At 53.4% G+C, this 13,223-nt stretch carries 15 protein-coding genes; all 15 read right to left on the bottom strand.

What is annotated here, in order from left to right; translation table 11 throughout:
- Positions 1–162 precede the first annotated feature (162 nt).
- Positions 163–1,530 (bottom strand): sensor histidine kinase, encoded by a 1,368-nt coding sequence (locus tag CORGL_RS07925; protein ID WP_245526900.1) that lies wholly within the window; start codon positions 1,528–1,530, stop codon positions 163–165.
- 127 nt (positions 1,531–1,657) lie between these two features.
- Positions 1,658–2,434, bottom strand: a complete 777-nt coding sequence (locus CORGL_RS07930) for a response regulator transcription factor (RefSeq protein WP_013709384.1) — start codon at positions 2,432–2,434, stop codon at positions 1,658–1,660.
- A 2-nt stretch (positions 2,435–2,436) separates the two neighbouring features.
- The gene (locus CORGL_RS07935) at positions 2,437–3,084 is read right to left on the bottom strand and encodes a UBA domain-containing protein (RefSeq protein WP_172633555.1); all 648 of its coding nucleotides are present in this window, start codon (positions 3,082–3,084) and stop codon (positions 2,437–2,439) included.
- Positions 3,085–3,431: 347 nt separating this feature from the next.
- Positions 3,432–4,121 carry a beta/alpha barrel domain-containing protein gene (locus tag CORGL_RS07940; RefSeq protein ID WP_342610094.1) on the bottom strand — a complete coding sequence of 230 codons (690 nt, stop codon included), beginning with the start codon at positions 4,119–4,121 and terminating at the stop codon, positions 3,432–3,434.
- Positions 4,102–4,998 carry a dihydrodipicolinate synthase family protein gene (locus tag CORGL_RS07945; protein WP_013709387.1) on the bottom strand — a complete coding sequence of 299 codons (897 nt, stop codon included), beginning with the start codon at positions 4,996–4,998 and terminating at the stop codon, positions 4,102–4,104. The genes CORGL_RS07940 and CORGL_RS07945 overlap by 20 nt, the downstream gene beginning before the upstream one ends.
- Before the next feature lie 42 nt (positions 4,999–5,040).
- Complete coding sequence (locus CORGL_RS09725; protein ID WP_013709388.1) at positions 5,041–5,448, bottom strand: PTS sugar transporter subunit IIA; 408 nt, start codon at positions 5,446–5,448, stop codon at positions 5,041–5,043.
- Between the two features lie 89 nt (positions 5,449–5,537).
- Positions 5,538–6,473 (bottom strand): phosphoglycerate dehydrogenase, encoded by a 936-nt coding sequence (locus CORGL_RS07950; protein ID WP_013709389.1) that lies wholly within the window; start codon positions 6,471–6,473, stop codon positions 5,538–5,540.
- A gap of 18 nt (positions 6,474–6,491) precedes the next feature.
- Entirely contained in the window at positions 6,492–7,415 is a 924-nt protein-coding gene (locus CORGL_RS07955) for a PTS system mannose/fructose/sorbose family transporter subunit IID (protein ID WP_013709390.1), read from the bottom strand.
- Positions 7,415–8,164: a PTS mannose/fructose/sorbose/N-acetylgalactosamine transporter subunit IIC gene (locus tag CORGL_RS07960; RefSeq protein WP_013709391.1), complete on the bottom strand. Its 750-nt coding sequence runs from the start codon at positions 8,162–8,164 to the stop codon at positions 7,415–7,417. The genes CORGL_RS07955 and CORGL_RS07960 overlap by 1 nt, the downstream gene beginning before the upstream one ends.
- A 23-nt stretch (positions 8,165–8,187) precedes the next feature.
- Positions 8,188–8,670 carry a PTS sugar transporter subunit IIB gene (locus CORGL_RS07965; protein ID WP_013709392.1) on the bottom strand — a complete coding sequence of 161 codons (483 nt, stop codon included), beginning with the start codon at positions 8,668–8,670 and terminating at the stop codon, positions 8,188–8,190.
- A 73-nt stretch (positions 8,671–8,743) separates the two neighbouring features.
- Positions 8,744–9,382, bottom strand: a complete 639-nt coding sequence (locus tag CORGL_RS07970; protein ID WP_013709393.1) for an SIS domain-containing protein — start codon at positions 9,380–9,382, stop codon at positions 8,744–8,746.
- A 237-nt stretch (positions 9,383–9,619) separates the two neighbouring features.
- Complete coding sequence (locus tag CORGL_RS07975; RefSeq protein ID WP_013709394.1) at positions 9,620–10,666, bottom strand: LacI family DNA-binding transcriptional regulator; 1,047 nt, start codon at positions 10,664–10,666, stop codon at positions 9,620–9,622.
- Positions 10,667–10,832: 166 nt separating this feature from the next.
- The gene (gene yihA / locus CORGL_RS07980) at positions 10,833–11,423 is read right to left on the bottom strand and encodes a ribosome biogenesis GTP-binding protein YihA/YsxC (protein WP_013709395.1); all 591 of its coding nucleotides are present in this window, start codon (positions 11,421–11,423) and stop codon (positions 10,833–10,835) included.
- A gap of 78 nt (positions 11,424–11,501) precedes the next feature.
- Entirely contained in the window at positions 11,502–12,311 is an 810-nt protein-coding gene (locus CORGL_RS07985; RefSeq protein WP_013709396.1) for a 5'-methylthioadenosine/S-adenosylhomocysteine nucleosidase, read from the bottom strand.
- Between the two features lie 15 nt (positions 12,312–12,326).
- A complete protein-coding gene (locus tag CORGL_RS07990) occupies positions 12,327–13,196 on the bottom strand; it encodes a MurR/RpiR family transcriptional regulator (protein WP_013709397.1) in 870 nt (289 codons plus the stop codon).
- Positions 13,197–13,223 lie beyond the last annotated feature (27 nt).

The following is a 13,223-nucleotide window of genomic DNA, read 5'->3' on the forward strand; positions in this document are numbered from 1 at the left end:
CATGACGCTGACCATGATATCAGCCGCTTGCCGGTGCGACTCCTGCAGTTGATGTATACAAGAAATGAGCGTTATAGGCAACATTCGCCCGTTGTATGACATGTCTTTTTAAAGACGGAGCTTCGGATTTGAGCGATACTCGCCTCTTTGCCGAAGCGCTCATCAAGCCGACGGATTGCTTTTGGAAAGCCATACGGTGAAGCGCGTGCCGAGTCCCTCCCGGGAGGCAACCTCGATCTCGCCCCCGTGAGCGTCGACGATCCATTTGGCGATCGACAAACCGAGTCCGGTGCCCCCACGGTGGGTGGCGCGCGCATCATCAGCTCGATAGAATCGTTCGAAGATATGCCGAGCATCCGATGGTGTCATGCCCTGCCCCTCATCGGTCACCGCATAGCCGATGCGTCCGGAAGCAGAATCCACTTGAACCGACAGCGTGATAGAGGACCCGCTCGGAGAGTACCGTGCAGCGTTTTGAACCATGATGCGCAGAGACTGCTTTATCAGAGCACGGTCGGCATACACCATGAGAGGTGCCGCAGCAGCTCTCATATGCTGGGTCGCACCTCCTGTCCGAGCGGCCCACCCCTTCTTTTGGGGATGTCCCGTGCCCTCGGCATGATCCTCTCTGCCGCATTCGGACCGGTCCGCACGCATCTCGTAGCGATGGTTTTCATCGATCATATGCGATTCCTCGGCCACATCGGCAACCAGATCGCCGAGGTCGAACACCGTGCGCTCGAGTGTGTTGCGACCTGAATCGCCGCGCGCGAGAAAGAGCAGCTGCTCGACAAGCTCACCCATATGCTCGGACTCCGCTTTGAGCGCGCTGATGGATTCCTCGAGCACCTCCGGATCGTCCTTGCCCCAACGGTCCAGCATGCCCACATAACCCTTGATGACAGCGAGTGGGGTCCTCAGCTCATGCGAAGCATCTGAAACGAAACGCGCCTGCTGCGCCTTTGCCTCCTGCATGCGATGAAGCAGCCCGTTCAATGCAACCTCGATGCTGCGAAGATCCTTGTCCCCGGTGGAGATGCGCGGCGCCTCAACCGTCGCCTCGGATATCGCATGCTTCAGACTCTCGAATTTCTGCTTTGATGTGATCTTCGCACCCTGCAGGAGGCGGTCGCCAGCTCCGGGCTCATCGGCTCTGGTACCGATCGCCTCGGCGGTGAGGGCCAATTCGTTGAGCGGACGCAGCTTGCGACGTATGCGTCGCGCTTCTGAGAAACCCGAGAGCAGCGCGATGACCTCGGCTGCCACCACGACGCTGACAACGGAGACGGTAAAGGCGGCATGGTCTGAGAAGTGGAACTCGTGAACGGTGCCTCCCGCCTCTGTGACGCTGAGAGTGAGCGCCGCAAGGTTCATGCGGGGGGAGGCGAGCACCCAAGAGCTGCCGGGTGCCAGCAGCTGGCCGGCGCGAGCGGAGGCCGGCAGCTGCTGGATGCTCTGGAACACGAACGCGCATACCAGCGCCGACAAGAGCAGCAGATCGAGCACGCAGAACCAGATCAGCCGACGCACGAGAATAGACCGTGCGATGCTGCGCGCGATCGATGAAGTGGATGACCTTTCGGTCGCCGTGCATACAGGCGCGTCGCCTCGACGGAACACGTGAATGCGCTGCGGGCCTTCTTCGGCGGATCGGCTCCTATGATTTGCGTATGACATAGCCGACCCCGCGCACGGTGGTGATGAGCTCGATACCGAAGGGCTCATCGATCTTCATGCGAATATGACGCACGTAGACATCGATGACGTTCGTCTCACCGACATAGTCGTAACCGCACACCTCGCGTACGAGCTGATCGCGACACATCACCCTGTTACGGTTCGACATGAGCGCGTGCAGAACCTCGAACTCCCGATTCGTCAGATCGACCGGCTCGACCCCGACGAGCACCTCATGTGAATCAGGATCGAGAAGAACCGCCCCAGCTCTAAGAGCGCGTGGACGCCCGCCTGCATCCCGGGTCACGCCTCGAGAGGCCTCGTGGCTCGGCATCCCATCTCCGGTTTCGCCGGCGACACCGGCGTCGGCCTCTTGAGTTGGGAGCTCGCCTGCATCCGAAAGGTGCTTGAGCGCCACGCGAATACGTGCGAGCAGCTCCTCGATAGCAAAGGGCTTCGTGATGTAGTCATCAGCACCGGCGTCCAATCCAGCGACCTTATCGATGATGGCATCGCGAGCGGTGAGCAGGATCACGGGAGTTGACTTGATCCTGCGCACGCGACGCAGCACCTCCAGACCGCTCAGCTCGGGAAGCATGACATCGAGCAGAATCAGATCATAGTCGTTTATCACGGCGAGATCGGCACCGATGCGTCCGTCAGCTGCCTTATCGACGTCATACCCCTCGTGCGAGAGTTCAAGCTCGACAAAGCGCGCGATCTTCTCCTCATCCTCCACGACCAGAATCTTGGTCATCTTCAAACGTCCTTGCGGTTCATGTCATCATCCTCATCAGCATCATCGTCGGAAACATCGCCAGGGCGGGCGGGCGCATCCTCCAGACACTCGAAATGATACCGAAAATCAAAGAACAGGCTCGCGATCAGCAGGACCACTATGAACTGAAACGCCACTCCCGTCCAAAACATTGACGCAGCCAGCAAGAGAACAAGAAGCAGCGGCATCGAGAACACCTGGCGTCCACGGTGCTTTGCCACCAGGGTGATATCGATGCTTCTTTGCAGCACATGTCGCACCCATCGCATGGCCCCGCCGAGGCGCTCCTCGAATCTGCCTTGCCTCGTATCCCTCTCATAATCGATCTGGGCCTGGGACATCTGCCGCGCCGTCTCGCTGCTCGACGCGGCGGCATCCCCGGCCCCTCCCGTGCTGATATGCACCGTCGAAGAGGAGGTCTTGCCCTGTCGCTCAAGCAGGATCACGGCATCGATCATGTCATAGGAAGTGAGCTCCAGCGCAGCACGGGCATCCTCAAAGGATACGCCGGCGTTCTCGCGAACAAGACCGGTCCTCCTCAGGCGCTCCTCTTCTGAAATCGATCCAGCGGAACCGCGATGCCCTGAATCCACGTCAGAGCACGCGTTGTCTTGATTCGCAACCTGCATCTTATTGTTCTGTGTCTCTTGCATCTCTGCCTTCCGCGGTAATCGATCCGATGTCCCCATCATGATGGGCCCCACAGATTAAGGCAAGCTGATGCAAAGATTAATAATCGATGCCTTTTGTTTCACGCCATCAGCAAGACGACCCCCTCCACAGCGATAAAAAAACACCCTGGTCGAGGTAAACGCGGTCTCGCCAGGCGGGGGGCAATGATGCAGCAATGCGCACTGAACAGAACGGCCTCGCGGATAGGCGCGACCGATGTCAACCGGCGCTCTTATCCGCGAGGTTGTAACCACCGACGAGCTGTATGCTCGCTCACTGATCCTGATGCGATCGATCACATACCCTATCCGGCGCGTACCTCATCGATGATCCTGCGAACCTCGGCCGCGTTCGCTGCGATCTCAGCTGCGCTGCCTTCCGTGAGCAGGCCACCGATGCCGCAGCAGTCGATTCCAGCGCGGACCCACTCAGCGAGGTTTTCGAGATTGATGCCCCCTGAAGCCATGAGCGGCATCCACGGCGTGGGGGTCTTGAAGATCGAGGCGAGCTTGGGCCCATAGAAGTTCGAGATCGGGAAGCACTTGATAAACGCCGCGCCTATCTCAAGGGCATGCATGGCTTCGGTCACCGTTGTGCATCCCGGTGCATAGGGAATCTGGTAGCGATTGCACAGAGTGGCGACTTCGTTGGAGAGACAATTTGCAACGACGAATTCTGCACCCGCGATGGTGGCGAGTCGTGCCGTTGGAGCATCCATGACGGTGCCGGCACCCACGACTATCTGCCTCCCAAACCGCTCTTTTACGCCTGCGATCACCTCACCGGCATTCGGCAGAGTGTAGCTTATTTCAAGAACATTCACACCACCTCGAAGACAGCCTTCGGCAATTTCGCAAGCGCGATCCACCGAAGGTGTTCGAACCACTGCAAATGCACAGCACTCATATATGCTCTTTGAAATAACAGCTTTTTCCATAGCCATAGCAAAGACTCCAATCGAAATTGCCTCATATTCAAATGTGTTCGATTCCATAGTGATCAAGCATTGACATGATGGATGCGTCAAGAAATCCGGAGAGATCGGAAACGGGTTCACGCGCTGGACCAACTGGAATACCGGCTAGCTCAAGCGATCTCTTTAGCACTGCCGGTGTGGATCCCTTATGCAAGATATCGCGCAAGGGCTCGATCTCAGCTTGAAGCATTTTTGCAGATTCAGTCTTACCGGACTCAAGTGCGCTAAACAATCCAACTACGACATCCGTGATCAGATTTGCTGTTCCAGCGATAGCCCCTGTCGCGCCCATCGCATAACCCTTGGAAATCTTCCCATCTGATCCAACCAGCACATCCATGTCATTGCCATATGCAGCCTCTATATATCCTGCAAGGTTCTCCACATTTCCGGAGCTGTCCTTGATGCCTTTGATATTTTCGATCGGCGCAATTTTCGACACAACTTCAGCAGACAGGTTCATTCCGGTTGATTTAGGAATGTTATACAAAATGATAGGTATTTTGACACTTGCAGCCACCCGCTCATAATAACGCACGATTTCAGAATCGCTGATCTGTGTGAAATACGGATTGACCACGGAAAGCGCATCGGCTCCCAACGCCTCAGCCTCCCGTGAAAGATTGCATGCCTCGTTCGTCGAACATGCTCCGGTTCCTACATACACTGGCAGGCGACCACCAACTTTCTGAACTACATGCTTTGTGAATCGGATTCTTTCTTCATGGGAACAGAGATGAAATTCTCCATTGCTTCCAAAAATAAAAATCCCCGAAACACCTGATCCGATTAGCTTTTCTATGAGCTGATCAGCTGCGCAGAAATTGATGGACTGCGCACTGTCTCGTTTGAATGGCGTTACCATGGGAACGATTACACCGTGAAAGGTTGACATCGATCTCCTCCGATTCATTTTGGATGGTCCCCGCACCAGTTTCTACGAAGATGCGAGGACTCGATTTGTATGGACCCCGCTCTCGCGCAATACGCTAAGTGCATATTCTGCAAGTTCCCCAGCAGTGCGATCGTCTCGCCCGGATGAAACACTTGCATACAATTCAATTAACATGGGGAGATTAACTCCTGATACAACGCTGCACCCATACTGCCTGCTCAGCGCTGAGAATACATTGCAGGGAGTACCCCCGAAAAGATCGGTCAGCACAAGAATCTGATCGTCTTCGACTGATTTTAAAATCGATTCCGCATCGCGCTTGAAGTCCTCGAATGACATTCCGGGTAAAAGTGATACGTTGGAAACATCTTCAAGCGTGCCGAATATCATTTTCGCCGAGTTGATGAGCTCCCGGCCCAACCTTCCATGGGCACCAATAATGATCTTCACTTCTTACCTCCAAATTAGGATAGTTGAAATGATCGATGAGCGCAGCTGGCCGACAGACGTGATAAGGTGTCTTGCATTTCTCCCATCGATCATTGCTGCAATCCGAGATGCTCCAAGATATAATTCGTCGAGATCAGACACGTGCGTCTTTCCGCTTCGCGTGTTCGCGAGGCGATATGAGAGGTAAGTAGAAAGTTGTCGAGCGCCAAAAGGGGGCTTTCCGGACGAGGAGGCTCTGAAGAGTAGACGTCAAAGCAAGCCGAGCGAATGGCACCACGTTTCAAAGCTTCATAGAGGGCTGTCTCGTCTACAATCCCGCCTCGTGAGGCATTCAATAAGCATGCGTCACGTTTCATATGATCGAATTGCTGTGTTGAAATCATATCTCTTGTACTGTCCAAGAGCGGAACGTGAAGAGATACGTAATCTGACATCTCGAGTAGCTCATCTAGGCTGGCGATGGTGCATTCATTCTCCTGCGCTGTTTTCGGATCGATCGTAAACGCGTCATAGATTATGACGTGCATGCCAATCCCAGTCGCAATTTTGGCGAGAGATTTTCCAATAGCTCCGAAGCCTATGATTCCTAAGCTCTTTCCATGAAGTTCAGCACCGGTTGGCTTGCACCAACCACCCGCCTTGACGTCCCGAATAGTGGGATAGAGGTTTTTCGCATCGGCAAACATCAAGGCAGCGACATGCTCTGCAACCGAAAGCGAGTTCGAGCCCACAGTGCGGCCAACATAGATACCTCGTTGCTTGGCATATGCGAGATCGATGTTATCGGTACCGACTCCAAATTTGCAGATTACTTTTAATTTCTGACATTGTTTCATAACCGCACGGTCACAGATGTCGACCCCTATGATGATCGCGTCCGAATCTTTGGCCATCTCAAGAAAATTGTCGGCACTGTAGGGATTTCCAGTTGTATTGCACTGCACACTCAACCCAAGAGATTCCATGCGAGCAATTTCATCCGTACCATATCTTGCGAATCCGCGCGGTGTGATGAGCACATTCATGTGTAAGCTCCTCATTAATTAGATGATGCCGAGACCCGTCAGACAAATCGCGATAACCATTGTGTACGCGATCAAATTCAGATATTTGGGACCTCTCTTCGTTATATAGAGATACATCCCCATGACCACGCAGAACGGAAGCAAACATGGCAAAATGCCGTCAAGAATGCTCTGCACCGTTGTAAATTTTCCTCCACCGCTATCGAATTGCAGGACTGTGCTCACTTTGACATACGATGCGGAAAGGCAACCGATCATGAAAATCGCCATGATGCTTGCAGCATCGATGACCTTTTTGATAGTCCCTGAATGCAGAATCTCGGTAACCGCACCTCGTCCGAGGGTATATCCTTGCCGGAACAAGAACCAAGACCATCCTGTTGACCACGCCAGATAAATCAGGCTCGGGATGAAGGCTGCGATAATGTTGCCCTGCAACGCCATTGGAACGAAAATTGCCAGAGGAATCGTGCCGACGATACCTTGGTCAACTGCATCGCCGATGCCAGCCAATGGCCCCATGAGTCCGAGTTTGATGGATTGGATCATCTCAGGCGAAATGCCTTCAGCACCATGTGCCCGCTGTTCCTCGAGTGATATAACAATACCGTGAATTACACTGCCCCAATCACAATTTGTATTAAACATCGAGGTATGCCGATGAAATGCTTCTTTGAGTTCTTTTGGATCATTCTTATATAGCTTGCGAATTATTTTGTTCATCGAGTAGCCGAAAGCAAGGGCTTGCATACGATCGAAACTCACGGGCACCTCAACGGCAAGACACCATTTCCACCACGCTTTCAATAGATCTATTTTGGTGATAGCAGGCACACTTTCCGAATTTAGAACCTGCTTGATCGTCTCCTGAGTCGCCTTCTGATTAAATCCTTCAGTTGTTTGGTTCTGCTCTTTATCTTCTGGGTCTCTACCCGTAACCATTATTGTGCGACCTCCTCATGCTGAACAAATAGATTGGCGATCAGCGCGAAACACAATGCGAAAATTGCACCAGTGAGCATTGAAAATCCTGTGATTGCAAACATAAAAAAGCCAACGACAAAAAAGGGCAGGTACTGTTTTTTCCCCATGATGACAAGGGTGAGTGCAAAGCCCAGAGCCGGAAGCATGTTTCCTGCATTGGCGAGTCCATTCATAATCCAAGTTGGAATAACATTTATTACCGCCTGTACCGCAGAAGGGCCTAGAAGCGTTGCGATGAAAACGGGGACGAAATACACAATGAAGTTCATAGCCCAAGGCAACGCGAAAGAGAACACGGAGACCAAGTCGTATTTCTCATCCTCGACCAATGCGTCGACACGAGTTGAGAATAATGAGTTGATCGTTCTGCGAATATTGTTGAGAAGTACTCCGAGTACACCAAACGGAACAGCGATCGCAACTGCGGTGCCAGCGTCAAGATGATTGATGATCGCAACCGGAATCGCGATGCAAGCTGCCAATCCCTGATCGGATGGAATGTTGCCCCCTGCCTCTATGCCACCCATATACATAAGTTGAATGGTGGCCCCCACGACCAGTCCAATCGGCACATCTCCGTAGATCAGACCGATGACAACTCCAATTACCACCGGCTTTCGGAACGCAAACGAAAAGTAGTAGAACGCACGACCCATAGAAATCCAATATGTAATACCAACGAGCGCAGCGCTGATAACGGAACCCATTTCCTTCCCTCCTTGAGAACGTCCTAGAACTTGGCTGAAATCTCTTCAAGTGTCGCCTTCGAGTAATCTGCGGTCGTCTGGAAATAGACTTCTATACCGGTACTTGCAATCGAAACCAGTGTGTCAAGATCGGCTTGGTCGAGCGTGATCGCGTGGTGCACGACCTTCCTGTCTGCAGCTCCTCCCAAGCCTCCGACTTGGACGGAATCGAGTTTCACGCCGGCTTTGAGCGCGCGCTGGAGGGATTCCACGTTCTTGAACAGCAGCATTACGCTACTTCTCTCAAATTCTCCTTGCTGTTGCGCCTGAGCAGCCTCTTCGCAGCTCAGAATTTTGATCCTGACACCCTTGGGTGCGGCCATTTTAAAGACATCCTGCATGAACTCATCATGCCGTAACTCCTCGTCAATAGTGATAATCTCGTTGATGCCCAAGATGCGCGTCCAGTTTGTGATCACCTGCCCGTGAATTAACCGAAAATCAATTCGTGCCAGTTTTACACTCATAATTGCCTCCAGCTCATCGCTTGCTCATACGCACTGGTAAAACCTCGTGAACAATCCAAGATGAGTGTTCAATTCACGTGAGGGAGTCCTCCGTACTCCGTATCGATTGGCCGAGACTTCCACCTGGATGCCACGTGACATAGGATTGAGGGGTGAGGCCATAAGCCCTCTGCAGCAAAATAGACAGACACTGCAGCTCGATGATTTCAGCAAGAACTGAAACACGCGGAGGCTTGTTCATGTAATCACCCTCTTGTGAAACACTCGCTATAAGCTCGACCTCGCCAACACGTGCGAGCCACGAAGAAGGGTTGCCCGTCACGGATATGATGTGAGCACCGTTTGCAATTAGTGTTGAAACCGTTGCCTTGAGCTCAGCCGTTTCTCCGCTGTTCGAAATCGCTATTACTATGTCACCGGGTCGGACCTGTCCTGAACTGCCGTGCACCGCTTCTGTTCCATGAAGCTCGTAGGCTGGGGTACCAGTCGAGGAGAACAGCGATGCCACATATCCAGCTACATGCGCTGGTTTTCCGATGCCGGTCACGTGAACGCGACACCCTGCTCGCTCCGCCTCTCTGATTAGCAGTTTTGCACTCGAAAGCTGGTTATAGTCAATTCTTTCTGCAAACGCAGATATCTCTCGCCTCGCAATGGATAGGAACTCTTCCACTTCATTTCGGTCCGTCGTGTTCAATTCCGTGTCTGACATATCATTCCTTTCAAGATTAAACGTTTTATCACATTTGCCTGATGTCCTGCTGAAAGAGTCTGCCTGTCTGCATCAAACTGCGTCGATCCTGCAATGATCAATCGTTTTATCAAACTTAATATTGATGAACTATAATGATTTAACGTTTTATCATTAGCGAGAAACCCGTGAGCGGGTGAAACGAATCGTTAAGCGGTTCTAATGTGTCGACAGGATCGAATTCCGATCGGCGAGCAATCACTCAGTGAGAGTTTTCACGCTCTCGCCTTCTAGCAGTTCCGGCATGATAGCTTCATCGTTGAACTCGACTTGCAGATCTTTGTTCGTGTTTTCGATACGGTCGTGCAACATTGCAGTTGCGCGATGGCACAGATGCTCAATATCGCGTTTTATGATAGTCAATCGAGGTTTATAAATCTGATACGCAATCTCTTCGTCAAAGCCAACGACAGATATATCATCAGGAATCCGTCGATTGTGATCCTGTATACAACGCACAGCACCGAGCGCTATACTATCGCTTGTTGCAAGCACCGCGGAAATGTCGGTCCTGATCAGCTTTTCCATTGCTTTATAGCTTTCACCGATATCATAATCACTCTCGGCGCAATACTCTGGGTTTGACGCTATCCCTGCCTCGGCGAGAGCACGGCGATAACCATCGTAGCGCAAGGCACCGCTTTCGGATGTGACCGTATTTACAATGCATCCGATCTTCGTGTGTCCACGTTCGATTAAACAGCAAGTTGCACGATGCGCACCAGCTTCCTCATCGAAACGGATTGAATCGCATTCTATTGCAGGGAGATAGCGGCCTACCAGCACATAGGGAACATGCAGATCACAAAGCTGCCTGCCGACTTCAGAATCCCCCACCGCTTCGCTGCTGCTAACAAAAAAGAGCCCGTCAATACCACGTCGTGCAAGCATATTCAGTAAGCGACAGTCATCTTCAGACCGATTTTTTGAACCAGTGATGAACAGAGCATATCCGAGTTCCCGACACTCCTCTTCCAAGTTCTTAGCAATCTTCGAGTAAAAGTGACTGGCGATATTCGGAACAATGAGACCCAGCGTCATCGTTTGTTGCGTCTTCAAACTTCTCGCACTGTAGTTTGGCGAGTAGTTGAGCTCGTGGGCTGCCTCCTTGATTCGCTTGCGATTCTCATCAGTGATTCGACAGGGTTTTTCGTTTAAGACCAGCGACACAGCAGTTACTGACATTCCAACTTTCGCAGCGATATCCTTGATGGTCGTACAGCTTTTCATGCTCGCCCTTGTCATCGACGGACACCTCGTTAGGCCTCCGAAGTATTCACTTATCTGTAGTTTAGCAGTTGGAATCGATAAATCAGCCGAAAGCTCTGATGGTCCAATACACAAGAGTCATCGTTATGCACATACAATTCGAAGGTGTAACGTAACGAGACCCACTTTTTGATGCACCGGCCTACAGACACGCCTGCGCGATGCGCTCCTTCAGAACATCTATACCAGTTCCGCTTCGCGCCGACGTCGTGATGATGTCGGCGGGATCAACGTCGATCTGCGAGGAGATGCTCGCCCGTTGACGAGCCTGCTGAGAGCGGTTGAGCTTGTCGGCCTTGGTAAGGGCAACGACGAAGTGCAGCTCGTTGTGTTGGAGAAACTCGATCATCTGATGATCGAGCGCACTTGGATCGTGCCGTATGTCCACGAGTGCGACGACCAGATTGAAACTGCGTTCAAGCGCAAAAAAATCAGCGATGAGTCCGGCCCACCGCGACCGTTCCGCTTTGGAACGCTGCGCATAACCATAGCCGGGCAGATCTATGAAGTGGATGCCATCCGCCTCGAACAGATTGATGTTCGCTGTCTTCCCAGGGGTGTTCGAGACCTTCACCAGATTCTTGCGGCCGAACAGTTTGTTCATGATCGATGACTTGCCAACGTTCGACCTGCCTGCAAATGTGACCTCAGGACAGGTCGACAGCGGAATCTGTGATGCCTTGCCAAAGCTCGCCACGAACTTGGCTAGTTGGTAGTTGATGGAGTCGGCCATGGTATCCTCCACGGAATCGATAAGGTCAAAGAAGTTGTTGCGCGTTTAGGCGAAAGTGCATCGTTGCTGGTAACAATCCTATCTGCTTTTTGAGTTCGCCTCGACGTGGCGGGCATAGCGAGCCACGATATCGAGCACGAGCGAGCTGGCCCCGGCAGCATAGCTCTCCAGATCGAACGAACGCGAGCTGAGCTGCTCGTAGCTCTCATCGCAGCTATCGGAGATCGCTCGAAGCACCAAGCAGTCGCAGCCGTTCTTGACCGCGATATGCGCCACGGCAGCCCCTTCCATCTCAACGCAGTCCGCCTGGGTCTGCGCGCTCACCCGCGCTCGCGCATCCGCACCGACGATGAAGCGATTCCCCGTCGCGATGGTTCCTCTGAGGAACCGAGGCATCTCGGCATCGGCGACCGTATCGATGCGACGCCCGTCTGCGGCACCGAGAGGCAGGGCGCCTTCAATGTCAACATCGAGCTCTGCGTACCCCTCAGCCATAAGCGCCTGTCGCGCCATATCGACGAGATCATCGCTTGATGCGAACTCCTCGAGACAGGGAACGGATTCGGCCAGCAGAGCCGTGTCGGTGTCAAGATAGCGCAGCGTGCTTCCGATCACCACGTCACCGGGTCGCAGAACTGGATTGATCGCGCCTCCGATGCCGGAAAAGATCACGGCGCGCGCATCACAGCAACTGATGAGGTACTGAGTCGCTGCAGCGGCATTGACCGTGCCCATTCCGGCGGTCACAGCGACCACGCGCGCGTCCTCGTACACGCCACGCACCGTCGAGAGCCCTGCGCCATCGACGATCGTTCGTTCCTTGAGCCTGTCGTAGACGAGGCGCACCTCTTTCTCGAGAGCGCCGATGACCGCGATGGTTTCAGTCATGATGCAGTCCCCATCCTAGAAGACCTCTTCTGATACGCCCTTATCCTCTCCCAGCGACTTCCACAAAAGACCGGCTCTCGCCTTGAAGTTGGGCACATCGGAGCATAGCAGCAAGAAGATGACCTCAACGATGAAGTTGATCGAGTTATGCGAAAACGGCAGATCTCCCGAGAGCACCTTATCGCGTGTCGCCGCATGCAGCACGCAGGACGAGCGACGCGCCAGCGGCGAATCGGGTACGTTCGTGATCACGATCGTGGGAGTCTCCGAATCAAGCGCATTGTCCATCATCTTGTTCAGCCGTTTCGAGTGGCCGGATTTCGAGATGAAAACCAGGACATCACGCCCGGTGAGCGACATAGAGGAAAGCATCATGGCCTCGGTGGTGGGGGCGCACTGCGCGCGAAGACCCAACTCGGAAAGAAGAAATGACGCCGAGAGACCGGCGGGGATCGTGTTGCCCACAGCCGCGAACACGATGGAGACCGCGCCTTCGATGAGCCGAACCGCATGCACAAGCTCACCCTCATCGATGAGGTCGAGCGTGTCCAAAAGCTCCCGTTTCTTCGCCAAGAGGACCGTCTCCATGGCAGCACGCGGCGCATCCACAGAGATGACCTGCGATGCCATCGAAGCGCCTGCGCCCGATCCGTTCTCGCGCAGCAGGGCATCGCGCAGATCAGAGAAGCTCTCGTATCCGAGATGGCGAACGAACCGCGACACCGTCGCCGCAGATGTTCTGCTCTCGGACGCTATCTCGCGTGTCGTCATCGTCGGGACGTCGGTCTGCTTCGCGAGCACGAAATCCGCAATATGCCGTTCGCGATCGCTCAAGCGATCGTAGAGTGTGCAGATCTCGTTGATGACGCTGCCTTTTCGCTGCATGGCACAACCCTTTCAAGTTCTCCTACG

It is taken from the genome of Coriobacterium glomerans PW2 (assembly GCF_000195315.1).
Lineage (GTDB): Bacteria > Actinomycetota > Coriobacteriia > Coriobacteriales > Coriobacteriaceae > Coriobacterium > Coriobacterium glomerans.